The following is a 24,341-nucleotide window of genomic DNA, read 5'->3' as shown; positions in this document are numbered from 1 at the left end:
ACGTACATGATTGGGAGCCGGCCGCGTCAGCGCAGCGACAGGTCGGGGAGGAGCTTGCGGACCGTCTCGATCAGGCTCTGCGCGACGTCCACGCCTTCCGCCGCCTCGTCGTAATCGACGTCATCTCCGGACGTGCCGGATACTCGATTTCATTGCGGCGCCTGCGAAGAGATCCGAAGCCTATGAAGAGGTCACCGAACTGTGCCCGGAGCACCTCCTCGACCACATAGTGACCACCCGCCGTGGTCGGCCTGAGACCTTGATGCGCCAGAACCGCGGTGCATGCCTGACGCGCCGCGTCGTACGCGAGAATGTAAGCGCTGTCCGGATCCTTTTCGATCAACGACTCCGCCGTCGCGATGACGCGGGCTGCGCGTTCAAGCCACGGATTTCCATCGGCCTGAGCGCCGGATACGGCTTGGAGGCGTCGGTCTGTGAGGAGACGTTCGATCACCGCTTCGCCCCGGCTCCACTTCACTGCCCAAGTCCTCCCTCGTCACCGATCACCCACAGAAGCGCAGACGACCGTATCTGCTGGATCAGCGGATCGGAGGCAGATTGCCAGCGCTCGTGGCTGACGACGACCGGGTTGACCCGCATTGTCAGCTTTCGCTCCGCCCGTTCCGCAGCTTGGTAGGCGGGCCCTCTCCCAGTTGCGCCGATCACTATCACATCGATGTCCCGCGGAGGCGGTCCAGGTTCGCCGCCGTAACGCGCGGCCCATGACCCGAAGATGCCAACCGCCGTCGCACCCTCGATAAGGGCGAATTCCTCGGCGATCACCACGTGCGGCCCGAACGTGAGCATGAGCATCTCAGTGAGCGGTCGCGCGTAGCGATTTTCGGCATTGGCGCTGAGCAGTCTCGCCCTGCCGATCCGCCGCTCCCGGACGAGATCGCTCTCCACGAGACGGCTCATCTCCCGTTGAGCGGTGGTCAGCGGGACACCCACCCGGGTGGCCAGTTCCGTCAGAGTGAACTCTTGGCCGGGATGGAGAAACAGCAGGGTCAGAGCCTCGGCCTGGTGGCGTGACCTGAAGAGTGGCAGCAGAGCCGGCGCTTCACTACGCATAAATGGAAGTTATCATCCACCTAAGTGGACTGACAGGCCCGAGAAATGGCACCTCGGGCGACCTGCCCACCCGCGCGAAGGACTCCAAGGCCCAGGCGGAGCAGGTCAGGTCGATCGCGCCGGGGCGGCTGCGCGAGCGGATCGGCCATCTGCCCGCGCCCGTGCTCAAGAAGCTCGACGAGGCGCTCCGCACCCATCTCGCCCTCTGATCAGTCGAAGAAGCCGGTGATCAGTCGTAGAAGCCGAGGCGGCGAAGCTGTTTGGGGTCGCGCTGCCATTCCTTGGCGACCTTGATCCGGAGGTCCAGGTAGACCCGGGTGCCGAGGAGCGCCTCGATCTGCCGGCGGGCGCGGGTGCCCACGTCCTTCAGCCGGGCGCCACCGGGCCCGATGACGATCGCCTTCTGCGACGGCCGCTCCACGTACATGAACGCGTAGACGTCGAGCAGGTCGTCACGGCCTTCACGGGGGGCCATCTCCTCGACGACCACCGCGATGGAGTGGGGCAGCTCGTCGCGGACCCCTTCGAGCGCGGCTTCCCTGATCAGCTCGGCCACCAGGATCTGCTCGGGCTCGTCGGTCAGCTCGCCCCCGGCGTACAGCGGCGGCGACTCGGGCAGGCGCGCGATGAGCTGGTCGGCCAGCACGTCGAGCTGCTCGCCGCTCTCGGCCGACACCGGGATGATCGCCTCGAAGTCCGTCAGGGCCGACACCGCGAGGAGCTGCCCGGCGATCTGCTCGCGGGACGCCAGGTCGCACTTGGTCACGACGGCGACGACGGGGGTCTTCTTGACCGCCGCGAGCTTCTCGACGATGAACCGGTCGCCCTTGCCGATCGGCTCGTTGGCCGGGACACAGAAGCCGATCACGTCGACCTCGGTCAGCGTGGACAGCACGAGGCTGTCCAGCCGTTCGCCGAGAAGCGTGCGGGGCCGGTGGAAACCGGGAGTGTCCACGATCACGAGTTGTGCGTCCGGCCGGTGGACGATCCCGCGGATGGCCCGCCGGGTCGTCTGCGGCTTGGACGAGGTGATGGCGACCTTGGTGCCGACGAGGGCGTTCATGAGGGTCGACTTGCCGACGTTGGGCCTGCCGACGAAGCAGGCGAATCCGGCTCGGAACTCGGCGTCCCGGCGGGGATCAGCGTTCACGTTAGATGTACCGGCCCTTCAGGGAGCCGTCCGGGGCCGCCAGGAACAGCGTGCCGTTGCCGAGGTCCTCGATGACGGCCAGGTCGTCCTCGGCCGGGTCGTCGGCGTCGGTCACCAGTGCGGCGGCCTCCAGTGACCGCGCCCCGCTGGACACGGCCATCGCGACCGCGACCTGGATTGCCGAGAGCTGGAGCGAGGGCAGCGCGACGCCGGTCGCGGCGTACGTCCGCCCGGTCTCGTCGCGCACGGCGGCCCCCTCGGGCGAGCCGTTGCGGGCGCGGGCCGAACGGGCCAGCGTGATGATCTTGTTATCCTCAGGGTCCAGCGTCTCTGTCACGGCTCAAGGTTACCGACCTTACGGGCCAGCACCCTGGTCAGCTCCGCCGTCCGGCTCGCGTCCGGCGGGTTCAGCCCCGCGTGGACGAGCGCGATGAGCGTGTGCCCGGCGCTCAGGACCACCAAATGCATCTCGTACGGATATCCCGCGACTCGCCCAGTCAACCGGCGGCCTTCCGCGTCCTGCCCGACGTACCCGAGGGGCAGGCGGGAGGCCGACAGGCGGCTCCCCGCCCCCGGAGCACCGCCGTCCGCCGTGACGCACCTCGACATCGCCTCGCGGAGCTCACCGAGATGGGCGGCGGCCCCGTCGCCCGCGTACGTCGCGAGCCCGACCCCGGCCAACTCCCCCACGTGCTCGCCCTCATAGGTCGCCGAGGTCGTCCCGAGGAGGCCGTCCCTGGGCGGCTTCCCCGCCGCCGCGTCGAAGAGCGTGCGGCACGCCCGGACGCGCGGCCGGAAAGGCGGTCTCCACCCGCTTCGCGCCCGGTCGGAGAACCCCTCGGGCAGGTCGACCAAGGATTGGAGAACGGCACGCGGTCCGGACGCCACCAGAGTGGACGCCCCACGGGTGTGAATCGTCCGATCGGCTCCGCAGCCCCCCACCGTGGCCAGGCCCAGCGCGCTCACGCCGACGACGACGGTCGCATGGAAGATCCGCATACCCGTCTCCCGTGGTCGGGGGCCCCGGTGTTCCTTCCCTCAAGGGACGGTCCACAATCAGCAAACACGTGACCACGTTGGGTAAACGGCAAGGGCTCTCACCCGGTCGGCACGGGTGAGAGCCCCTAAGACCCCAAGGGGGTGCCGGTGCGCCGCGAACCCCTCCCGGCGCGCCGGACCTCCCCTTCCAGACGCCCCGAACCCCTCCCGGGCGCCTGGAGACAACAGTGGCCCAGACGACTTGCAGAACACTTGAAGTACGCTTGCGCCGCCCGCCCACCTGGGCCTAGGGGCTTACAACCGGCGTGGGCCACGCTGGTGCGGTGACCACCGAACTCGAGCGGCGGCTGGACGCATACGTCGCGGGGGGCGCGCTCATGCAGCTCGCCACCTTGCGGCCCGACGGCTCCCCCTCACTGTCCATCCTCCGGTACCACGTGACCTTCGCACCGGACCGGCTCTACTTCGTCTCCCGCGAGGACCTGCCCCACTCCCGGGACCTGCGGTCCGACAGCCGCGTGGCGGGCAGCGTCGTCGGCGGCGTTCCCGGCAGCATTCCCACCGGTGTCGCCGGCGGCGGCGCCCGGGATGTCGCCGGGGATGTCGCCGGGAACGCCGGGGAACCGGTGCGGCCGACCGGCGCGGTGGCCTTCACAGGCTCTGCCCGCGAGCTGCCGCCCGGCGCCCAGGCCCCCCTCCGCCCTTCACCCGGCGAGCGCGTCTACCGGCTCGACGTGACCGAGTGGGTGCTCTTCGACGGCCCCGATCAACCGGGGCGCGTGATCCCGGCCAGGCCCTGACGAGCGGCGTCCACCCAGGCCGTGGCCCCCACCCCGGTCGCGATCTCCAGCGCGGCGCCGTACCGCTCGGCCGCCTCATCGGCCCGTCCCAGGTACGCCGCGAGATCGCCCAGCACCTGGGCCACCGGCCAGAGCGGGAGGAGTCCCGTGCCCTGGGTGACGATTCCGCGCGGGTAGGGCGCCAGCGCGTCGTAGGCCTCCAGCACCCGTTCCTTGTCGCCGAGCGCCATCCCGAGCAGCCCCCGGACGACGATGAACAGGCGGGCGTAGTAGTCCGGCCTGATCGGCCGTGGCCGCCCCGCCACCTGCCGCGCCTCGCCGGTACGGCCCGCCGCCGCGAGCGCCAGCGCGTACGGCTCCGCGGCCACGTCCCAGTGCTGGGCGACCAGCTCCGACTCGGCGAGCATGCCGGTGACGTCGCCCTGGAGGAGCCCAAGGCAGTAGCGGGACATGTAGGACAGGCCGACCTCGAAGCGCCACGCCCCAACACGCGAGTGCGCGTGGGCCCCCTCCCGGTAGAGCCGCTCGGCCTCGACGTACTCACCCGCGATCGCCAGCCGGAACGCCCGGTAGAAGGTGGCGAGGGAGCGCGGCATGGGCAGGTCGTAGCGCTCGCCGAGCCGCTCCGCCTGGTCGGCGTGCCGGTCGGCCTCCGGGAAGTCCAGCTCGGCCAGGGCACGCTGCATCAGGATCAGGTGGGCCACGACCTGCCCCGTCGCCATGCCGTTCGCCTCGGCGAGCCGGAGCAGCTCCGTGCCGAGGCGCTCCCGCACGGCCGGACTGTCGCCCCGGAAGGTGTGGAAGTGCCGGGCGTTCAGCGCCTTGACGAGGCCCTCGGGATCGCCGATCCGCCGGGCCATCGCCAGCGCCTCGCCGGCCGCCTCGGCGCCCCGCGTGGTCTGCTCACCCTCCAGTTCGAAGGCCAGGGACGTCAGCAGCGCGCAGCGGGCCGGGCCGTCCCCCTGCGGCAGCACGGCGAGCGTCTCCTCGATGACCCGGACCACCTCGCTCGACACCACGCCGTAGTCCTTGGTGCTCCACAGTGACGGCGCGTCGAAGGCCCCGACGACCCGCGCGATGAGCTCGGGATCGCCGTACGGCACGGCCAGCCGGATGGCCCGCTCGCGCATCTCCCGGGCGGCGGCGAGCTCGTTGCCGAGCGCCAGCGCGCGGACCCGCCGCATGATGAGCTCCAGGTCCTCCCGGCCGCCGAGGTCGATCGCCTGCCCCCACAGGGCGGCCGCCTCCCGGTAGGCGAAACGCAGCTCGGCCTGCTCGGCGGCCAGTGCGGCATAGCGGGCGGCCTTCGCGGGCTCGCCGCCTGCTGCGAAGTGGTGGGCGAGCGCGGCGACCTCGTCCGGGCGGAGCCGTTCGAGCACCGCGGCGACCCGGGCGTGGGTCCGGGTCTGCCTCAGGCGTGACATGTCGTCATAGAGCGTGTCCCGCACGAGCGCGTGGGCGAACCGGACACCGCCGCCGCCGGGCTCGAGCAGCAGGCCCGCCATAAGGGCGGCCTCGACGGCGTCGACCACGGCGTCGTCGCCGCCGCCGTTGACGGCCGTGAGCACGTCGACGTCGATGTCCCGGCCCATGACGGCCGCCTCCCGCAGGACCGTCTGCGCGGGCACCGGCAGCCGGGCGAACCGGCGGCGCAGCACGTCGCGAACCCCCGCGGGCACGACCGACGCGGCGGCCGTCTCCCCCTCCGAGGCGATCAGCCGGGCGGTCTCCCGGAGGAAGAAGGGGTTGCCCCCCGTGCGGTCCGCGACGGCGGCCAGCGTGGCGGCCGTGACCTCCGCGCCGGAGACTTCCGCGAGAAGCCCGGCGGCGGCCTCCTGGTCGATCCCGCGAAGGGCGACGCGGAGCGGCTCGTGGCGCGCCAGCGTGGCCGACGTGTCCGCCAGCCGGTCGGCCTCCTCATCCCGGAACGTGCCGACGATGACGACCGGCGCGTCCGCCAGGTCACCGGCCAGATGCACCAGGACGGCCAGGGTCTCGTCGTCGGCCCGGTGCAGGTCGTCGAGGACCAGCAGGAGCGGCGCGGTCCGGGCGGCGTCGGCGAGGTATGCCGCGAGGGCCCGGCGCAGCCGGAACCGTTCCGTCGTCAGGTCGGCCCCGGGTGCGAAACCCTCCTGGCCGACGGGATCGAGCAGCCGCGCGATCTGTACGGCGACCGCCTCGCCTGGAGCCACCGCCGCCGTGAGAGCGCGCAGGATCTCCGCCCAGGCCCATCCGGCGGGGGCGCCGCCCGTCTCCGGGCACCGGCCCACGGCGACCCGCCAACCGGCGCCGGCCCGTGCCGCCGCGGCCGCCTCGGCCAGGGCGGACTTGCCTATGCCCGCCTCGCCGCCGATCAGCGCGATCCCCCGGGAGAGGGCCAGCAACTGGGCCAGCTCGCTCTCCCGGCCGAAGAGGCGGTCGCGCCGCGCGGGCTCCGCGACGATCCGGCCCGCCGCCGGCCCCGCGTGCCGGCCTGGCACGCCCCCCGATCCCGAGACCGGCACCACGCTCAATCCCTGGGCCGGAACGGCGCCCGATCCCGAGGCCGGCACCACGCTCAATCCCTGGGCCGGAACGGCGCCCGATCCCGAGGCCGGCACCACGCTCAATCCCTGGGCCGGAACGGCGCCCGATCCCGAGGCCGGCACCACGCCCGATCCCGTGGCCGGCACGGGCCCGGATTCCGCTGTGGGCCCGTCCGCGACGAGCGCCGTGCCCGGAGCGGGCGGGGCCGGCTCAAGTGCCGGAGACTGCGCCAGGATATCGGCCTCCAGCCGCTGGAGCGCCGGGCCGGGATCGACGCCGAGCTCGTCCACGAGCATGCGGCGGGCCTCCCGGAGGGCGACGAGCGCGTCCCCCTGGCGGCCCTGCCGGTAGAGCGCGACGGCCAGCAGCCGCCACCCCTCTTCGCGCAGCGGGTGCTCGTCGAGGTGGGTGCGCAGGTCGGCCACGACGGAGCCGGGCAGACCGAGTGCCATCGCCGCCGAGGCACGCTGCTCGACGGCCATGGCGTGGAGCTCGCCGAGGCGGGCGATCTCCGTCATGGCCCACTCGGCGATGGCGAACTCGGGGTAGGCCGGTCCCCGCCAGAGCGCGAGCGCGCCGTCCAGCTCCTGGAGGGCCGTGCGAGCGTCCCCTCCGGCCAGCGACCGGGCCGCCTGCCGCACGAGATCCTCGAACCGCCAGGCGTCCACCTCCTCGGTCCGTACGGCATAGCCGGGCGGGACCGTGACCAGCACCCGGGCCGCCGTGCGTGCCGTACGGCCCGGCTCCAGGGCGCGCCGGAGGTTGGAGACGTAGGCCTGGATCGACGCCAGCGCGCTCGGCGGCGGCTGCTCGTGCCACAGATCGTCGATCATGCGCTCGACCGGGACGACCTGCCCCCGGCTGATCAGCAGGCGGGCGAGGACCGAGCGCTGCCGGGGACCGCCAAGGTCGATGGGCCCGTTCTCCCCGACCGCTTCGAACGCTCCAAGTACCCGGAAGACCGCCATGACGAGTCAGCGTACATATACGGACATTTCAATATCCAGATACCCGACGGGCTCAAAGTAGGCCTATTTCACGGCAAGGGGGGCCTTGCCGCTACTCCTGCTCGGCGGCGGTGGGGACGACCTCTTCCTCCGCCTCGGAGTGGTCGGCCCGCCGCACCACCACGGTGCTGATCTGGTTGCGGCGGCCGGCGAGATTTTCCGCCGTCAGGCGGAGCCCGCCGACCGTGGCCTCGGAACCGGCGATCGGCACACGGCCGAGCGCGTGGGCCAGCAGGCCGCCCACGGTGTCCACGTCCTCGACCTCGATCTCGGTGTGGAACAGCTCCGCCAGCTCGTCGACGGGAAGGCGGGCCGTAACGCGGACCGCGCCGTCGTCGAGCGGCTCGACCCGGGGGGCCTCCTGGTCGTACTCGTCGGCGATCTCCCCGACGATCTCCTCGATCACGTCCTCGATCGTCACGAGGCCGGCGGTGCCGCCGTACTCGTCGATGACGATGGCCAGGTGGATCTGCCGGGCCTGCATCTCGCGGAGCAGTTCGTCGATCGGCTTGCTGTCCGGGACGTAGGTCGCCGGGCGCATCAGCTCGTCGACCCTGCCGCCCGTGTCGCCGGTGTCCTGCATTCGGCGGACGATGTCCTTGAGGTAGGCGATGCCGACGACGTCGTCCTCGTTCTCGCCGACCACCGGGATGCGGGAGAAACCGCTGCGCAGGGCCAGCGAGAGCGCCTGGCTCAGGCTCTTTCCCCGCTCGATGAAGATGATGTCCGTACGCGGCACCATGACCTCGCGGACGAGCGTGTCACCCAGCTCGAAGACCGAGTGGATCATCTCGCGCTCGTCCGGCTCGATCACCCGGCGCTGCTCGGCCAGGTCGACCAGATCGCGCAGCTCGGCCTCGGAGGTGAACGGCCCCTCCCGGAAGCCGCGGCCCGGGGTCAGCGCGTTGCCGAGCAGGATGAGCAGCTTCGGCAGCGGGCCGAAGATGCGGGTCAGGCCGTACACGATGGGCGCGCTGGCGAGCGCGACGGGCTCGGCGTGCTGGCGGCCCAGCGTGCGCGGCGAGACGCCCACGATGACGTAGCTCACCAGGATCATGACCCCGGCGGCCACGGCGTAGGCCTGGCCGCGGTCGCCGAGCCAGTCGATGAACAGCAAAGTGGCGATCACCGTGGCGATCAGCTCGCAGCTCAGCCTGAGCAGCAGCAGCAGGTTGAGGTAGCGCGGGGGGTCGGCGACGATCGCCCGCAGCCGCAGGGCGCCCCGGCGCCTCTCCTTGACGAACTCCTCGGCCCGCACCCGGGAGATGCGGGTCAGCGCCGTCTCGGCACTCGCCAGAAGGCCGCCGACCACGATGAGGAGGACGGCCGAGAACAGCCAGCCGTTGTTCACGGCTTCCGCCGCACCTCCCGCCACGCCTCGAGCAGCTCGCCCTGCAGGCCGAACATCTCGGCGTGTTCCTCGGGTTCCGCGTGGTCGTAGCCGAGCAGGTGGAGGATGCCGTGGGTGCAGAGCATCTCCAGCTCGTCCTGGGCGCTGTGCCCGGCCTCGGCGGCCTGCTTGGCGGCCACCTGGGGGCAGAGCACCACGTCGCCGAGCAGGGCCGGGTCGGGGGAGGAGTCCTCCTCGCGGCCGCCGCCGGAGTTGGGCCGCAGCTCGTCCATGGGGAAGGCCAGCACGTCGGTCGGCCCCGGCTCGCCCATCCACTGCTCGTGCAGCTCGGCCATCGCCGCCTCGTCGATCACCAGGATCGACAGCTCGGCCAGCGGGTTGATGCCCATCCGGCCGAGGACGTGACCGGCCAGCTCCACGAGGGCCGACTCGTCGACCTCCACGCCGGACTCGTTGGCCACCTCGATGCTCACCGGATCTCCTTACCTGAGCGCTCGCTCACCGTCTGCTCCTGGAGCGCTTGGCGATCGCCCGCGGCTCCGACGCCATCGCCGCGTCGTATCGCCCGTAGGCGTCGACGATGTCGCTCACCAGCTTGTGGCGGACCACGTCTGCGCTGGTCAGCTTGCTGAAATGGATGTCGTCGATGCCTTCGAGGATGCCCTGGACGACCTTGAGCCCGCTCTCCTGGCCTCCGGGAAGGTCGATCTGGGTCACGTCACCCGTCACGACGATCTTGGAGTTGAACCCGAGGCGGGTCAGGAACATCTTCATCTGCTCGGGTGAGGTGTTCTGCGCCTCGTCGAGGATGATGAACGCGTCGTTCAGCGTGCGCCCGCGCATGTACGCCAGCGGCGCGACCTCGATCGTTCCGGCGGCCATCAGCCGCGGGATCGAGTCGGGGTCCAGCATGTCGTGCAGCGCGTCGTAGAGCGGCCGCAGGTACGGATCGATCTTCTCGTAGAGGGTGCCCGGCAGGAAACCCAGCCGCTCCCCCGCCTCGACGGCGGGCCGGGTCAGGATGATCCGGTTGACATGCTTGTTCTGCAGGGCCTTCACGGCCTTGGCCATCGCCAGATAGGTCTTGCCGGTGCCCGCGGGCCCGATGCCGAAGACGACGGTGTGCCTGTCGATCGCGTCGACGTACCGCTTCTGGTTGACCGTCTTCGGGCGGATGGTCCGTCCGCGCGCGGAGAGGATGTCGAGGGACAGCACCTCGGCCGGGCGGTCGGTCTTCATCCGCAGCATGCCGATGCTGCGCTCGACGGAGTCGGGCGTCAGCTCCGCGCCCGACGTGACCAGCTCCACGAGCTCCTCGAAGAGACGCACGACGACGCCGCTCTCCTCCGGGCTGCCCGTGATGGTGATCTCGTTGCCGCGCACGTGGATGTCGGCGCGGAAGGCCTTCTCGATGACCCGCAGCAACTCGTCACGCGAGCCGAGCAGGCTCACCATCGGCTGCCCCTCGGGGATGACGACCTTGGCCTGGGTCTTGTTGAATTCGTGTGACTCGGACATGGGCGGCCGTTACGGCCTGCTCGCCTCCCTAGTTCCCTACGGTCATGCTAGCCGTTCACCCCGGTGGCCACGCGAGGTCTCTGCCGCCCAGCACGTGCGCGTGGACGTGGAAGACGGTCTGCCCGGCGCCCGGCCCGGTGTTGAACACCACCCGGTAGCCCGAGCCGGCCACGCCCTCCTGGACGGCCACGGCGTGACACGCCTTGAGCAGGTCGTCCGCGAGGCCGTCGTCGGCCTCGGCCAGCGCCGCCGCGTTCTCGTGGTGGGCCTTCGACACGACCAGGACGTGCGTGGGCGCCTGCGGGTTGATGTCGCGGAACGCCAGCGCCCGGTCGGCCTCCAGGACGATCTCCGCGGGGATCTCCTTGGCCACGATCTTGCAGAACAGGCAGTCGGTCACGAGCGAAAGCGTAGCCGTTGCCAATCAGTGATGACGTTGAAAGATCCCCGCAAGTAATGTTGGTGTGCGACACTGCACCGAAAAACCCCCCTAGTGTCGGGCGAGGACACCACTGGGTCATGCCCCCTAATCATTCGGAAGAACGTAAACCCCCCGGGGATGACGAGCGTCCTACTGATGTGACCACCGAGACCCTCGTGGCCGACAGGTCGTTGGGGACGGTGCCCGTCGGGTGGGATGCCGACGTGGCCGTTACGGCGCTTTACAGCGCCCACTATCGGTCACTGGTGCGTCTCGCGGTGCTGCTGGTCCGTGATGTGGCCAGCGCGGAAGAGGTCGTGCAGGACGCGTTCGTCGCCATTCATGGGGCGTGGCGCCGGCTGCGGGACACCGACAAGGCACTGGCCTACCTACGCCAATCGGTCGTCAACCGCTCGCGCTCCGTGCTGCGTCACCGCGCGGTCGTCGAGAAGTACGCCCCGAAGGGGCTTCCCGACGCGCCCAGCGCGGAGAACGGCGCGATCGGCGAGCTGGAGCGCTCGGCGGTCATCGAGGCGCTCCGCGGCCTGCCCACCCGGCAGCGCGAGGCGCTGGTGCTGCGCTACTACGGTGACCTGTCGGAGGCGGAGATCGCCAACGCGATGGGCATCAGCAAGGGCGCGGTGAAAAGTCACACGGCCCGCGGCATGGCCGCACTACGGATGGCACTGGAGCAGTTCTCATGACCTTCCCCCCCGACGACGAGTACGGCGAGTTCCTGCGCCGTGCCATGCGCGCGGAGGCGGACTCGGTCGTGCCGTCTCCCGAAGGACTGGACATCATCCGCAGCCGCATCGAGCGGCGCGGCCTGCGGGGCATCTTTTGGTGGCGAGTGGGAGCCGCCGTAGCGGGGGCCGTCCTGGTGGCGGGCACGGTCGTCATGCTCGTCCCCGGCCTCCGCACGCAGGTGGGCCAGAGCACGGGCATCTACCAGGCGGGCGATGGCAGCCGGCTTCCCGACACGTCGGCCACCCAGCGGCCGCCGGCGTCGCCCGCCCCCACACTGGTGATCACCACCAACGGGACCGCGCACGGTCAGGCGCCGCCCGTCCCGACGCACAAGGCGGGCTCGACCTCCAAGCCGACGCCGTCGTCGACGCCGAACCCCTGCGCGTCTCCGGACGCCACGACGGGAGTCGTCGAGCCGGACTCCACGGCCTCGCCCTCGTGCCCTCCGGACGAGACCCCGCCCCCTCCGGCCCCCACGCCCTCGACGGCCACCACGCCGCCTCCGGCGCCGACCCCGTCGCCGACGCCGAGCCCGACGCCTTCGCCGACCCCGACCGACGCGGTCGCGGTCAACTCCGTCTCGGAGACGCCGACGCCGTAAGAATCAGTCCTTCTGGAGCACCGACAGGATGTTGCCGGCCGGGTCCTTGAACCAGGCGATGGCCGGTCCGCGCGCGCGGAAGATCCCCTTTTCGTCCACGCCCTCGTAGTCTCAAAGCTGACTCCGCGCCCGCTTCACCAACGACCACTGCGGGACAGCAGCACGGCGGCCGCCGCCACTCCGGCCGTCGAGGTCCGCAGCACCGTCGGCCCGAGCAGGGCCGGTACGGCTCCGGCGGCCCGGAACCGGGCGATCTCGTCGTCGGTGATTCCGCCCTCGGGGCCGACCACGACCACGATGTCACCCTTATCCGGCAGTGTCAGGCCGCTCAGCGGTTCGGCGGCCTCCTCGTGCAGCACGATCGCGAGCGCCGCCCCGGAGACGGCCGAGGCCACCTGGGCCGTCGTGGCCTGCTCGGCCACCTCGGGAAGGTGGAAGCGGCGGGCCTGCTTACCGGCCTCGCGCGCGGTGCTCCGCCAGCGGGCCAGGGCCTTGCCCGCGCGGTCGCCCTTCCACTGGGTGACGCAGCGGGCGGCGGCCCAGGGCACGATCACGTCGACGCCCGCCTCGGTCATCATCTCGACCGCCAGCTCGCCCCGGTCGCCCTTCGGGAGCCCCTGGACGACGACGAGGCGCGGCGCCGGCGGGTCGAGGTCGTAGCGTCTGAGCACCTCGGCCGTGAGCGTGTCCTTGCCCACGTCGGAGACGACGCACTCGGCGACCCGGCCGAGGCCGTCCGTCAGGTCGATCCGCTCGCCGGGGCGAAGCCTCCTGACGGCCGCCGCGTGGCGTCCCTCCGGGCCGCCGAGGACGATCCGGCCGGCCCCGGGATCGAGATCAGTGGTGTCCGCCAGGAACACGGGAACGCTCATGAACCCGCCTCAGCGGCCGTTGAACGCGTCTCTCAGGCGTGAGAAGAACCCTTGCTGGCCCGGGGAGAACTTCCCCGGCGGCCGCTCCTCCCCGCGTAGCTTGGACAGCTCCCGCAGTAGCTCCTCCTGCGCCGGGTCCAGCTTGGTCGGGGTCTCGACGGTGACGTGGATCAGCAGGTCGCCCCTGCCGGTCTCGTTGAGCCGCTGGACGCCCCTGCCGTACAGGGGGATGATCTGGCCCGCCTGGGTGCCGGGCCGTACGTCGATCTCCTCGGCGCCGTCGAGGGTCTCGACGGTGAGCGAGGTGCCGAGGGCGGCGGCGGTCATCGGGATCTGGACCGTGCAGTGGAGGTCGTCGCCCCGCCGCTCGAAGATCTGGTGCGGCCGCTCGACGATCTCCAGGAAGAGGTCGCCGGGAGGGCCGCCGCCGGGGCCGATCTCGCCCTCGCCGGCGAGCTGGATGTGGGTGCCGTCCTCGACACCGGCCGGGATCCTGACCTTGATCGTTCTGCGGGTGCGGACCCGGCCCTCGCCGGAGCACTCCATGCAGGGGTGACGGATCACGCTGCCGTACCCGCCGCACTGGGGGCACGGCCGCGAGGTCATGACCTGGCCGAGGAACGACCGGGTGACCTGGGACACCTCGCCACGGCCGTGGCACATGTCACAGGTGTCGGGGTGGGTGCCGGCCGCCGCGCCCGAGCCGTGACAGACCTCGCACAGCACGGCGGTGTCGACGACCAGCTCCCGCGTGGTGCCGAACCCGGACTCGGCCAGGTCGAGCTCGACCCGGATCGTCGCGTTGCGGCCCCGCCTGGCGCGGGAGCGCGGCCCCCGGGATCCGCCGGCCGAGCCGAAGAAGGCGTCCATGATGTCGCTGAACGGGAAGCCCGCCCCGAACCCGCCGGCTCCGGCCCCCGCCCCGCTGCTGAACGGGTCGGCGCCGAGGTCGTACATCTGCCGCTTGTTCGCGTCGGACAGCACCTCGTAGGCCTGAGTGATGTCCTTGAACCGCTCCTGGGTCTCCGGATCGGGATTGACGTCCGGGTGCAGCTCGCGGGCGAGACGGCGGTACGCCTTCTTGATCTCTTCCTGGCTGGCGTCACGGCGCACCCCGAGGGTCGCGTAGTAGTCCTTGGACACTTATGACCCCGCCAGGATCTGGCCGACGTAGCGCGCCACCGCGCGCACCGCACCCATCGTCACCGGATAGTCCATTCGCGTCGGGCCCAGCACTCCGAGCCGGGCCAGTTCCTTGTCGCCCGAACCGTATCCCGCGGCCACGATCGAGGTGCCGCGAAGTCCGGTGTACGGGTTCTCCGAGCCGATCCGGACGGTCAGCTCGGACAGGCCGCCGGTCTCGCCGAGCAGGCGCATCAGGACGACCTGCTCCTCCAGCGCCTCCAGCACGTCGCGCAGGCCGACGCTGAAGTCGGCCGCCGCGAGGTTGGCGGTTCCAGCAAAAACGATCTTTTCCTCGTGCCGCTCGACAAGTGTCTCAAGAAGCACCGACAGGATCGTCGCCGCCACGGGCCGATCCTTGGCCGGAAGCCGCTCCGGTACTTCGGCGACGGTCTCCGGCACGCTGGAGAGGCCGCAGCCGTCCAGGCAGGCGTTGAGCACGGCGCGGAGGTGCGCGATCCGGTCCTCCGCGACCGCCTCGGGCAGATCGACCACCCGCTGCTCGACCCGGCCGGTGTTGGTGATCAGAACGAGCATGACCCGGCGCTCGGCCAGCGGCACGATCTCGACGTGCCGGACCGACGACCTGGTCAGCGAGGGATACTGCACGACCGCGACCTGCCTGGTGAGCTGGGCCAGCAGCCGCACCGTCCGCATGACGATCTCGTCGAGGTCGACCACCCCGCCGAGGAACGCCTCGATCGCTCTGCGTTCGGCGGCGGAAAGCGGCTTGACCTGCGAGAGCCGGTCGACGAACAGGCGATATCCCTTGTCCGTCGGAACCCTCCCGGCGCTCGTGTGCGGCTGGTGAATGTACCCCTGCTCCTCGAGCGCGGCCATGTCGTTACGGATCGTCGCAGGAGAAACGCCGAGATTGTGCCTGTCGGCGAGGGCCTTGGAGCCCACCGGCTCGTTGGTGGACACGTAGTCCTCGACGATGGCACGCAACACGGCCAGCTTGCGGTCGTCGAGCAATGTGTCACCTCCCTGTGCGTGGGAAACACGAACTCTGGCACTCTGTGTTCCCGAGTGCCAAGTGTACGGCCAGCGCCCCCGGGGTGCGATAACACGATCGGCCATAAGGACGAGCAGGACAAGCCGACTGCAAATCGCTTACAAGCGGCATTCGCCAAACTCCCACCCATGACCGAAATTCCCAACCCGGGCCCCGGCGACGCCACCGTCCGGTTGCCGCGCCCTCCCGCGCCCGGTGAGCCGTACGGCGCTTCCTACCCGCCGGGCCCCTCATATGCCTCCGGCGGCCAGTACCCGCCCCCCTCGTACGACATGCCTGCCCCGCCTCGCGCGCCGGGCCCGGTCCGTCCCCGCCTTCTGTGGGTCTTCCTGGCCTGGGCGCTCTTCGTCGTCCTGCTGATCGTCGGCGTCGGCGGCTTCGCGGGCGGCCTGTTCTCCACGATCAACGACGTCGCGCCGGCCAAGACCTTCGCCGGCGGCCAGGCGGTCAGCGCCAGGCTCGACCCGAAGGACAAGCCGGCCATCTACGCCGCCGCGGACCAGCCCACCAACGTCTCGTGCGAGGTGCGGGGCGGCCAGGACGAGAAGGTCACGCTCACCCAGCCGAAGACGTCCCAGACGGTCGCCATCGGCGACAGGAAGTGGGAGTTGCTCTTCACCGTCGGCGTCCCGTCGGCGGGGACGTACCAGGTGAGCTGCGACGGCGAAGGCGTAACGTTCGGCGTCGGCAAGGAGCTCACCGCGAGCGGCGGAAAGCTCGGCGGGGCGATCGCCCTCCTGGCGCTCCCGTTCCTCGGCTTCCTGGCCGCCGTGATCGTGACCATCGTCGTGCTGGTACGGCGGAGCGCCAACCGGAGGCGCACGACCCCCCACTTGCCGTGATCATGCACAGAGTCCCAGGCTTGGCCTCCGACCTCGGCAAACCCAAGTCAGGATCATGCACGGGTTCCCGGTCGGCCTCGTCACGCAGGGGAAATCCCCACGTGATCATGCAGAGCGGGCCTGTCCGGGACGGCGGACACGGGCGACGGACACGGACACGGACAGCGGACACGAGCGCGGACGCGGACGCGGACACGAGCGTGGACACGAGCGGCGGACGCGGCACACGGGCGGCGGGTTCGCCGCCGCCCCGGTCGCTGTTTTGCTAGCGTTCGCGGCATGTATGGGCGGGACGTGCTTTCCGGAGACTGGCGGCGGCCCAAGCGGGGCCAGATCCCCACGGTCCCGGCCGAGCCGGACCTCGTGGTCGAGGACGCGGAAGGCCGGTTCTGCGGCGCGGTGGTGGCCTGCGACAAGGAGGCCGTCACGCTGGAGGACCGGTTCGGGCGGCGGCGGGTCTTCCCCCTCGCGCCCGCCGGGTTCCTGCTCGACGGCAGGCCGGTGACGCTCGTACGGCCGGCCGCCGCGCCCCAGGGCCCCAAGCGGAGCGCCTCGGGGTCGATCGCGGTCGACGGGCTGCGGGCCCAGGTCGCCAAGGAGAGCCGGATCTACGTCGAGGGCATCCACGACGCGTCTCTCGTCGAGAAGATCTGGGGTCACGACCTCCGGGTCGAGGGCGTCGTCGTCGAGTATCTGGAGGGCGTCGACGACCTGCCCGCCATCGTGGCGGAGTTCGCCCCGGAACAGGGCAGGCGTCTGGGCGTGCTGGTCGACCACCTCGTGCCGGGGTCCAAGGAGAGCCGCATCGCCGCCCAGGTCTCGGGGGACCATGTGCTGGTCGTCGGCCATCCCTACGTGGACATCTGGCAGGCGGTCAAGCCGTCCGCGCTCGGCATTCCGGCGTGGCCGAGCGTGCCGCGCGGGATTCCCTGGAAGGAGGGCGTGATCGCCGCCCTCGGCTGGCGGATGGATCCCCAGGAGGCATGGCGCCACATTCTCGGGCGGGTGAGGACCTTCACCGATTTGGAGCCCGAACTCCTCGGCCGGGTCGAAGAGCTGATCGACTTCGTCACCGAACCCGATTGAGCCCGTGCCGTACGTCCTTCTCCTCCGCCCACTGCGGCATGCCGCCAGCTAGCGTTGAAGACACAGGGAAAGGCCAGGAGGCTTCCGATGAGTGAGAGCCCGCACCAGCACGAGCCGGACCCATACGAGCCGCGGGCGCAGGAGCCGGGATACGGACAGCCGGGCACGCCCGGCTATGGCGCACCCGGATACGGATCCCCCGGCTACGGGGCGCCTGGGTACGGACCATCCGGTTACGGGGCGCCGGGGTATGGAGCGCCCGGTTACGGGGCGCCGGGGTACGGCTTCGGGGCGGGCGGGCCGTACGTGCCGGGGCAGTACGGCCCGCGGCCCGGCAGTGACGACACGACCATGGCGCTGCTGGCGCATCTCGCCGGGCTCGGCAACCTCATCATGTGGCCGTTCGGCATCGTCGGGTCCCTGGTGATCTACCTGACCCGCAAGGACCAGTCGCCCTACGTGCGTGACCAGGCGGCCGAGGCGCTGAATTTCTGGATCACTCTGACGATCGCCTTCGCGGCCATCACCACGGCGTCCGTCATCCTGATGTTCGTGCTGATCGGGTTCCTGGGGTTCCTGGTGCTTCCCGTCCTCTGGCTGTACGCGCTGGTCACCGGGATCCTCGCGACGATGGCGGCCAGTCGCGGGGAGAACTACCGCTATCCGGCGACGATCCGGTTCGTCACCTGACGCGGGCTATGTCAGGTCGAGGACGAGCCCGTCGGCGAGGAGCCTGCCGCGCAGCGTCAGCACGATCCGCCCGTCCCTGACCTCCAGCAGCCCCTCGGCCACGGCGCTGTCGCAGGCCTCCCGGGCCCCCGGCCGGAGGTCGGCCAGGGGGAAGCCGGTCGCGAGGCGCAGCTCCAGCATCAACCGCTCGACGGCCCGGTCCTCGGCGGACAGCACCTCGCGCGCGTGCGCGGGCGAGGCGCCGGAGGCGAGGCGGCCCGCGTACGCGGCGGGATGCTTGACGTTCCACCAGCGGGTGCCGCCGACGTGGCTGTGCGCGCCGGGGCCGACGCCCCACCAGTCGCCGCCGGTCCAGTAGAGCAGGTTGTGCCGGCAGCGGGCCTCGTCGGCGGCAGCCCAGTTGGAGATCTCGTACCACCGCAGCCCGGCCGCCGAGAGCATCTCGTCGGCGATGAGGTAGCGGTCGGCGGCCACGTCGTCGTCGGGCATCGGCAGCTCGCCCCGCCGGATCCGCACGGCGAGCCGGGTGCCGTCCTCGACGATCAGCGAGTACGCCGAGACGTGGTCGGGCCCGGCTGCCAGGGCCGCCTCCAGGGAGGCCCTCCAGTCGTCATCGGTCTCCCCCGGTGTGCTGTAGATCAAATCCAGGTTGACGTGCTCGAACCCGGCGTCCTTCGCCTCCCGTACGGCCTGCGCGGCCCGGCCGGGGGTGTGGTGGCGGTCGAGGACCTTGAGCACGTGTTGCCTGGCGCTCTGCATGCCGAAGCTCATCCGGTTGAACCCGCCGTTTCGCAGGATTTCCAGATATGCCGGGTCGACGGACTCGGGGTTGGCCTCCGTGGTCACCTCGGCGTCCGGGCGCAGGCCGAACTCCTTGTCGATCGCCTCCAGGATCCGCACCAGATCGGCCGCCGGCAGCAGGGTGGGCGTGCCGCCGCCGAAGAACACGGTCTCGACGGGCAGGCCCAGGTCCCCCAGCACGCGCCGGGCCAGCCGTACCTCCTCTATGGCGGTCTCCGCGTAGTCCCTCTGGGAGGCGCCGGGGCCGAGCTCGGCGGCCGTGTAGGTGTTGAAGTCGCAGTAGCCGCAGCGGCTGGCGCAGAACGGGACATGTACATAGAAACCGAACGGGCGTGATCCCAGCCCGTCGAGCGCGCTCGGCGGCAGCTCGCCGGAGGCGGGGACGGGATCGCCGTCGGGAAGCACGGAAGGCACGTCTCCAGTCTGCCGCCATTCTCCCGATGCCATTGACGCGCTGATCACCCCGGGTCTACGATCCTGCACAATTTAAAAGAAAGTTTCCTAATAAAAATCGCGCGCCAAGGAGACCACGTGCGCCGACTCCTCAAGCACACCCTCGTAGCGGCGGCCGTCGGCCTCGTGGCCGTCGCCGTGCCGTCGTCACCGGCCCAGGCACACCCCGACGGCTACAAGCGCGTCGCCTACTTCATCCAGTGGGGCATCTACGGCCGTAACTTCCACGTCAAGGACGTGGACACCAGCGGCGCCGCGGCCAAGCTGACCCACATCAACTACGCGTTCGGGTTCGTGGGCCCCGAGGGCACGTGCTACTCCGCCGACCCGTGGGCGGACTGGCAGCGCGGCGTCTCCGCCGAGGAGAGCGTCGACGGCGTCGCCGACACCGGCGACCAGCCGCTGAAGGGCAACCTCAACCAGCTCAAGAAGCTCAAGGCCAAGCACCCCGGGCTCAAGGTGCTGATCTCGGTCGGCGGCTGGACCGGGTCGAGGTACTTCTCCGACGCCGTGCTCACCCCCGAGTCCCGGGCCAAGCTGGCAGCGTCCTGCGTGGACCTCTGGCTCAAGGGCAACCTTCCCGGCCTGCCCGCCGGCGCCGGGGCGGGCGTGTTTGACGGCATCGACCTCGACTGGGAGTGGCCGGGCTCCTCCGGCAACGACGGCAACGTCATCCGGCCCGAGGACAAGCAGAACTTCACGCTGTTCCTGGCCGAGCTGCGCCGCCAGGCGAAGGCCTTCGACCGGCGCTCCGAGCTGACGGCGTTCCTCCCGGCCGCCGCCGCGAAGATCGACTCGGGCTTCGAGGTCAGCAAGATCTTCAACGTGCTCGACTTCGCCACCATCCAGGGCTACGACCTGCACGGCACCTGGGAGCCTCAGACCGGTCACAACGGCAACCTGCTGACCGACCGGCGCGACCCCAACCCCGTGAAGTACAGCGTCGACCAGACCGTGCGCGACTACGTCAGCCGCGGCGCGCCCAAGCGGAAGATCGTCGTGGGCGTCCCGGCGTACGGCCAGGGCTGGACCGGCGTGAAGTCCACCGGCGACGGCCTCTACGCCCCGGCCACCGGCGCCGCCCCCGGCGTCTGGGGTCCCGGCACCGAGGACTACAAGGTCCTGGCGGGCAAGCCCGGCAAGCACTACCGCGACCTGCGGACGGGCACCCAGTGGCTGTACGACGGCAACGAGTTCTGGTCCTACGACGACCCGGCCGTCCTGCTCCAGAAGGCCGCCTACATCCGGCTCAAGGGCCTCGGCGGCTCGATGATGTGGTCGATCGACGGGGACGACGCCAAGGCGTCCCTCACGTCGGCGCTCTACTCCATTCTGCGCTGACGTCCCGCGAACCCCCGCCCTCCGCAGCACGCGGGCGGGTCGCTGAGGGCCGGAGCACCTGGTTGGCTCCGGCCCTCTAGCTTTTCAGCACTCTGCCGGCGATCTTGTCCCACTTCTCACCGTGGCCCGGGTAGGCGATCAGCTTGCGCATCAGGTCCCTGTCCCCGTTGTAGGCCAGGAACGACTCGGCGATCGTCACACTGCCGGCCGGCCGTACCAGGACCTCGATCTCGTCGCCCGCGCCCAGCTCGCCCTGCTCGATCACGCGAAAGTACGCTCCCGGGCGGCCTGCCTCCGTGAAACGCCTGACCCAGCCGCGCTCGTCGAGCCAGTTGCGGAACACCACGCACGGCACGCGCGGGCCCATCACCTCGATGACGGCGCTCCCGACACGCCACCGCTCTCCCAGCAGCGCGCCGGTCACATCGGCCCCAATGGTGGTGAGGTTCTCCCCGAACTGGCCGTCGCGGAGCTCCCGGCCCATCTGGGGCTCCCACCAGTCGTAGTCCTCCCTGGCGTACGCGTAGACCGCCTGGTCGGGATGCCCGTGATGGGCGACGTCGGCGCGCTCGTCCCCCGCAAGGCCGTTCTCCCGTACGGCGACCCGCCCCGCGACGGCCCGCTTGTCGATGGCGGTCCGCCTGAGGTCGCCCGCCCACTCCGCGTCCTTGGCCCGGCCCACGTTCACTGAGACGATGCGCATGAACCGACGCTAACCCGCCGCCGTATAACGGGGCGAACCGATTTCGCCGATCTTACTTCTTGGTCTTGTCGGTGGAGCTCTCGGTGGACAGGGCGGCGACGAAGGCCTCCTGGGGGACCTCCACCCGGCCGACCATCTTCATCCGCTTCTTGCCTTCCTTCTGCTTCTCCAGCAGCTTGCGCTTGCGGCTGATGTCGCCGCCGTAGCACTTGGCGAGGACGTCCTTGCGGATCGCGCGGATGTTCTCCCTCGCGATCACGCGGGCGCCGATGGCGGCCTGGATGGGCACCTCGAACTGCTGCCTCGGGATGAGGTCCTTGAGCTTCTTGGCCATCTCGACGCCGTAGGCGTACGCCTTCTCGCGGTGGACGATGGCGCTGAAGGCGTCGACCGCCTCACCCTGCAGCAGGATGTCCACCTTCACAAGGTCGGCGTCCTGCTCGCCCGACGGCTCGTAGTCGAGCGAGGCGTAGCCGCGGGTCTTCGACTTGAGCTGGTCGAAGAAGTCGAAGATGATCTCACCGAGCGGCAGCGTGTAGCGGATCTCGACCCGGTCCTCCGAGAGGTAGTCCATCCCCTGGAGCTGGCCCCGGCGGCCCTGGCAGAGCTCCATGATGGCCCCGATGAACTCGGCCGGCGCCAGCAGCGTGGCCTTCACCACGGGCTCGTGGATTTCGGCGATCTTCCCCTCTGGGAACTCCGAAGGGTTGGTGACGATCAGCTCCCGCTTGTCCTCCATCACCACGCGGTAGATCACGTTGGGCGAGGTGGAGATCAGCGACAGGTTGAACTCCCGCTCCAGCCGCTCCCGGACGATCTCCATGTGGAGCAGGCCGAGGAACCCGCAGCGGAAGCCGAAGCCCAGCGCGGCCGACGTCTCCGGCTCGTAGACCAGCGCGGCGTCGTTCAGGCGGAGCTTGTCGAGCGCCTCGCGGAGCTCGGGGTAGTCGTCGCCGTCGATCGGGTAGAGGCCGGAATACACCATCGGCTTGGGGTGCTCGTAGCCGCCCAGCGCCTCGGTGGCGGGCTTGGCCGTGCTGGTGACCGTGTCGCCCACCCGCGACTGGCGGACGTCCTTCACGCCGGTGATCAGGTATCCCACCTCGCCGACGCCGAGGCCCATCTCGGACGGCACCGACTCGGGAGAGATGACGCCGATCTCCAGGAGCTCGTGCTGCGCCGTGGTCGACATCATCAGCACCCGCTCCCGCTTGGACAGGTGCCCGTCGATGACCCTCACGTACGTCACGACGCCGCGGTAGGTGTCGTACACCGAGTCGAAGATCAGCGCGCGGGCCGGCGCTCCGGCGTCCCCCACGGGGGCCGGCACGTTCTCCACAACGTGATCCAGCAACTCCTTGACGCCCATCCCCGTCTTTCCGGACACGCGCAGGACATCCGCCGGGTCGCAGCCGATGAGGCCGGCGATCTCCTCGGCGTACTTGTCCGGCTGGGCGGCCGGCAGGTCGATCTTGTTGAGCACCGGGATGATGTGGAGGTCAGCGTTCATGGCCAGGTAGAGGTTGGCCAGCGTCTGCGCCTCGATGCCCTGGGCGGCGTCCACGAGCAGGATCGCGCCCTCACACGCCTCCAGCGACCGCGACACCTCGTAGGAGAAGTCGACGTGCCCGGGGGTGTCGATCATGTTGAGGACGTGGCCGTTCCAGGGGAGCCGCACGGCCTGCGACTTGATCGTGATGCCGCGCTCGCGCTCGATGTCCATCCGGTCCAGGTACTGCGCGCGCATGGACCTGTCGTCCACCACGCCGGTGAGCTGGAGCATCCGGTCGGCGAGGGTCGACTTGCCATGGTCGATGTGCGCGATGATGCAGAAGTTGCGGATCAACGCGGGGTCGGTCTGGCCAGGCTGAGTGCGCACCGAGGTCCGTTTCAACAGGGTGGGTGAGTGCCGATCGGTCGAGCCGGGTCGCCTCGCGGTCCGCGGGCTCTCCCGTCAAGGGCTGGCGGACCAGCCACCCTCCATGGTGGCATGTCCCGATGCTTGCCTCGACCACCAGACGGGCCAACAGACCGGCCAACGGACGGACCGCCAGACGTGTGATCCGATGGACCGCCGTGGCTCTGGCCGTGCCGCTCGCGCTCGCACTCGCGGCGGCGGCCGCGCTGCGACTGCAGTTCACCGGCTCCCCCGCCCCCTGGACCAGGACGACCGGGCACGACGCCCTGTGGATGGGACACGCCTGGGTGGACGGCAGGCGCACCGCGGCCGACGTGGACGCCCTGGCCGTACGGCTCCGCGACAGCGGGATCCGGGACGTGTACGTCCACAGCGGCCCCCTGGGCTACGACGGCACCTTGCGGCCTGACAGATACCTCAACGCCGGAAATTTCCTGAAATGGTGGCGGGAAAGGCTGCCAGGTGTGCGCGTGTCCGCCTGGCTCGGCCAGAGCGTCAACGACAACGGGAAGAGGCATCTCGACCTGGCCGATCCGGAGGCTCGGGGGAAGGTCGTCGCGGGCGCCAAGGCGCTCACGGAGATGGGGTTCGACGGCATCCACTACGACTTCGAGCCCGTGTCCGACGGAGATCCGGCGTTTCTGAGCGTCCTGAGGGAGACGCGGCAGGCCATCGGCCCCCGGCTCCTGACGGTGGCGACCCAGCAGATCGAGCCCTTCCCCGGCGTGCGGTATCCGTTCCGGCTGATCGGCGGCCACGACAAATACTGGACGCCGGGCTACTTCCGGCAGGTCGCGGACCTCACCGACCAGGTCGCCATCATGACCTACGACTCGTGGACGCCGCTGCAGACGCTCTACGGCGGATACGTCGTACGGCAGGCCAAGCTGGCCATGGAGATCGTTCCCGAGGACAAGACCGTGCTCATCGGCGCGCCCGCCTACCACGACCACAAGCTGGCCCTGAGTGACTACGCCGAGAGCGTCGCGGCGGCCGCGGACGGCACCCGGCTCGCCCTGACCGAGCACGGCCCGCGGACCAACCTCGGCCTCGCCCTCTATGTGGACTTCGCCGCCACTGAGGAAGACTGGGCGGAATATCGGACCGGGTGGGTCCATCCGCGCTAACATGGGGCCACAGGCGATGGCCGGTTGGCGTGATTTGAGCGGCGACCCGGCCTGTTGGTATCCTGTTCAACTGCGTGTGGCGCGCCCTCTCACGAGCCCGCGCGCCCCATCCGACCAAGA

Annotated in this window: 25 protein-coding genes; 9 read left to right on the top strand and 16 right to left on the bottom strand. The window is 70.5% G+C overall.

Annotated features, from left to right (window positions below):
* Positions 1-70: 70 nt before the first annotated feature.
* Both N5079_RS22510 and N5079_RS22505 read right to left on the bottom strand, forming a co-directional pair.
* A complete protein-coding gene (locus N5079_RS22510; RefSeq protein ID WP_261585953.1) occupies positions 71-478 on the bottom strand; it encodes a hypothetical protein in 408 nt (135 codons plus the stop codon).
* Entirely contained in the window at positions 475-1,071 is a 597-nt protein-coding gene (locus N5079_RS22505; protein WP_261585952.1) for a winged helix-turn-helix domain-containing protein, read from the bottom strand. Before N5079_RS22505 ends, N5079_RS22510 begins: the two co-directional genes overlap by 4 nt.
* Before the next feature lie 2 nt (positions 1,072-1,073).
* Between N5079_RS22505 and N5079_RS22500 the strand changes: the two genes are divergently transcribed.
* Positions 1,074-1,280: a type II toxin-antitoxin system PemK/MazF family toxin gene (locus N5079_RS22500; RefSeq protein ID WP_261585951.1), complete on the top strand. Its 207-nt coding sequence runs from the start codon at positions 1,074-1,076 to the stop codon at positions 1,278-1,280.
* 20 nt (positions 1,281-1,300) lie between these two features.
* On the opposite strand, the gene era is transcribed toward N5079_RS22500, so the two are convergent.
* From era to N5079_RS22485, 3 genes are read right to left on the bottom strand one after another with little or no spacing between them, the layout of a single operon-like run.
* Entirely contained in the window at positions 1,301-2,221 is a 921-nt protein-coding gene (gene era / locus N5079_RS22495) for a GTPase Era (protein ID WP_261585950.1), read from the bottom strand.
* Between the two features lies 1 nt (position 2,222).
* On the bottom strand, positions 2,223-2,558 hold the full coding sequence (locus N5079_RS22490) for a cytidine deaminase (protein ID WP_261585949.1): 336 nt from the start codon (positions 2,556-2,558) through the stop codon (positions 2,223-2,225).
* Entirely contained in the window at positions 2,555-3,220 is a 666-nt protein-coding gene (locus N5079_RS22485; protein WP_261585948.1) for a hypothetical protein, read from the bottom strand. The genes N5079_RS22490 and N5079_RS22485 overlap by 4 nt, the downstream gene beginning before the upstream one ends.
* Before the next feature lie 323 nt (positions 3,221-3,543).
* Between N5079_RS22485 and N5079_RS22480 the strand changes: the two genes are divergently transcribed.
* The gene (locus N5079_RS22480) at positions 3,544-4,020 is read left to right on the top strand and encodes a pyridoxamine 5'-phosphate oxidase family protein (RefSeq protein ID WP_261585947.1); all 477 of its coding nucleotides are present in this window, start codon (positions 3,544-3,546) and stop codon (positions 4,018-4,020) included.
* On the opposite strand, the gene N5079_RS22475 is transcribed toward N5079_RS22480, so the two are convergent.
* From N5079_RS22475 to N5079_RS22455, 5 genes are all read right to left on the bottom strand, one after another.
* Positions 3,987-7,514, bottom strand: a complete 3,528-nt coding sequence (locus tag N5079_RS22475) for a BTAD domain-containing putative transcriptional regulator (protein ID WP_261585946.1) — start codon at positions 7,512-7,514, stop codon at positions 3,987-3,989. The two genes, N5079_RS22480 and N5079_RS22475, sit on opposite strands and share 34 nt — an antisense overlap.
* A 91-nt stretch (positions 7,515-7,605) precedes the next feature.
* The gene (locus tag N5079_RS22470) at positions 7,606-8,904 is read right to left on the bottom strand and encodes a hemolysin family protein (protein ID WP_261585945.1); all 1,299 of its coding nucleotides are present in this window, start codon (positions 8,902-8,904) and stop codon (positions 7,606-7,608) included.
* Positions 8,901-9,377 carry an rRNA maturation RNase YbeY gene (gene ybeY, locus N5079_RS22465; protein WP_261585944.1) on the bottom strand — a complete coding sequence of 159 codons (477 nt, stop codon included), beginning with the start codon at positions 9,375-9,377 and terminating at the stop codon, positions 8,901-8,903. Before ybeY ends, N5079_RS22470 begins: the two co-directional genes overlap by 4 nt.
* A 25-nt stretch (positions 9,378-9,402) precedes the next feature.
* On the bottom strand, positions 9,403-10,422 hold the full coding sequence (locus tag N5079_RS22460) for a PhoH family protein (RefSeq protein WP_261585943.1): 1,020 nt from the start codon (positions 10,420-10,422) through the stop codon (positions 9,403-9,405).
* Between the two features lie 55 nt (positions 10,423-10,477).
* A complete protein-coding gene (locus N5079_RS22455) occupies positions 10,478-10,822 on the bottom strand; it encodes a histidine triad nucleotide-binding protein (protein ID WP_261585942.1) in 345 nt (114 codons plus the stop codon).
* Between the two features lie 119 nt (positions 10,823-10,941).
* On the opposite strand from N5079_RS22455, the gene N5079_RS22450 reads away from it, so the two are divergent.
* Both N5079_RS22450 and N5079_RS22445 read left to right on the top strand, forming a co-directional pair.
* The gene (locus N5079_RS22450) at positions 10,942-11,547 is read left to right on the top strand and encodes a SigE family RNA polymerase sigma factor (RefSeq protein WP_261585941.1); all 606 of its coding nucleotides are present in this window, start codon (positions 10,942-10,944) and stop codon (positions 11,545-11,547) included.
* Complete coding sequence (locus N5079_RS22445) at positions 11,544-12,191, top strand: hypothetical protein (protein ID WP_261585940.1); 648 nt, start codon at positions 11,544-11,546, stop codon at positions 12,189-12,191. Before N5079_RS22450 ends, N5079_RS22445 begins: the two co-directional genes overlap by 4 nt.
* A gap of 134 nt (positions 12,192-12,325) precedes the next feature.
* On the opposite strand, the gene N5079_RS22440 is transcribed toward N5079_RS22445, so the two are convergent.
* The 3 genes from N5079_RS22440 to hrcA are packed head-to-tail and all read right to left on the bottom strand — an operon-like array spanning position 12,326 to position 15,220.
* Positions 12,326-13,063, bottom strand: a complete 738-nt coding sequence (locus tag N5079_RS22440; protein WP_261585939.1) for a 16S rRNA (uracil(1498)-N(3))-methyltransferase — start codon at positions 13,061-13,063, stop codon at positions 12,326-12,328.
* A gap of 9 nt (positions 13,064-13,072) precedes the next feature.
* Complete coding sequence (gene dnaJ, locus N5079_RS22435) at positions 13,073-14,206, bottom strand: molecular chaperone DnaJ (protein ID WP_261585938.1); 1,134 nt, start codon at positions 14,204-14,206, stop codon at positions 13,073-13,075.
* Positions 14,207-15,220 (bottom strand): heat-inducible transcriptional repressor HrcA, encoded by a 1,014-nt coding sequence (gene hrcA, locus N5079_RS22430; RefSeq protein ID WP_261585937.1) that lies wholly within the window; start codon positions 15,218-15,220, stop codon positions 14,207-14,209.
* 168 nt (positions 15,221-15,388) lie between these two features.
* On the opposite strand from hrcA, the gene N5079_RS22425 reads away from it, so the two are divergent.
* From N5079_RS22425 to N5079_RS22415, 3 genes are all read left to right on the top strand, one after another.
* On the top strand, positions 15,389-16,102 hold the full coding sequence (locus N5079_RS22425; protein WP_261585936.1) for a hypothetical protein: 714 nt from the start codon (positions 15,389-15,391) through the stop codon (positions 16,100-16,102).
* Positions 16,103-16,381: 279 nt separating this feature from the next.
* Positions 16,382-17,188 (top strand): DUF3097 domain-containing protein, encoded by an 807-nt coding sequence (locus tag N5079_RS22420; RefSeq protein WP_261585935.1) that lies wholly within the window; start codon positions 16,382-16,384, stop codon positions 17,186-17,188.
* Between the two features lie 87 nt (positions 17,189-17,275).
* Positions 17,276-17,878: a DUF4870 domain-containing protein gene (locus N5079_RS22415; RefSeq protein ID WP_261585934.1), complete on the top strand. Its 603-nt coding sequence runs from the start codon at positions 17,276-17,278 to the stop codon at positions 17,876-17,878.
* Between the two features lie 6 nt (positions 17,879-17,884).
* On the opposite strand, the gene hemW is transcribed toward N5079_RS22415, so the two are convergent.
* Positions 17,885-19,093, bottom strand: coding sequence for a radical SAM family heme chaperone HemW (gene hemW, locus N5079_RS22410; protein WP_261585933.1), 1,209 nt, complete (start codon positions 19,091-19,093; stop codon positions 17,885-17,887).
* 117 nt (positions 19,094-19,210) lie between these two features.
* Between hemW and N5079_RS22405 the strand changes: the two genes are divergently transcribed.
* Positions 19,211-20,473: a glycoside hydrolase family 18 protein gene (locus tag N5079_RS22405; protein WP_261585932.1), complete on the top strand. Its 1,263-nt coding sequence runs from the start codon at positions 19,211-19,213 to the stop codon at positions 20,471-20,473.
* 76 nt (positions 20,474-20,549) lie between these two features.
* On the opposite strand, the gene N5079_RS22400 is transcribed toward N5079_RS22405, so the two are convergent.
* Complete coding sequence (locus tag N5079_RS22400) at positions 20,550-21,176, bottom strand: MOSC domain-containing protein (RefSeq protein ID WP_261585931.1); 627 nt, start codon at positions 21,174-21,176, stop codon at positions 20,550-20,552.
* A 52-nt stretch (positions 21,177-21,228) separates the two neighbouring features.
* Positions 21,229-23,055, bottom strand: a complete 1,827-nt coding sequence (lepA, locus tag N5079_RS22395) for a translation elongation factor 4 (RefSeq protein ID WP_261585930.1) — start codon at positions 23,053-23,055, stop codon at positions 21,229-21,231.
* A gap of 179 nt (positions 23,056-23,234) precedes the next feature.
* On the opposite strand from lepA, the gene N5079_RS22390 reads away from it, so the two are divergent.
* A complete protein-coding gene (locus N5079_RS22390) occupies positions 23,235-24,221 on the top strand; it encodes a hypothetical protein (protein WP_261585929.1) in 987 nt (328 codons plus the stop codon).
* Positions 24,222-24,341: the final 120 nt, after the last annotated feature.

This window comes from Planotetraspora sp. A-T 1434, from assembly GCF_025420585.1.
GTDB lineage: Bacteria > Actinomycetota > Actinomycetes > Streptosporangiales > Streptosporangiaceae > JAOEGB01.
The sequence above is the reverse complement of the archived record's forward strand: the minus strand, read 5'-3'. Positions and strand labels throughout refer to the sequence as shown.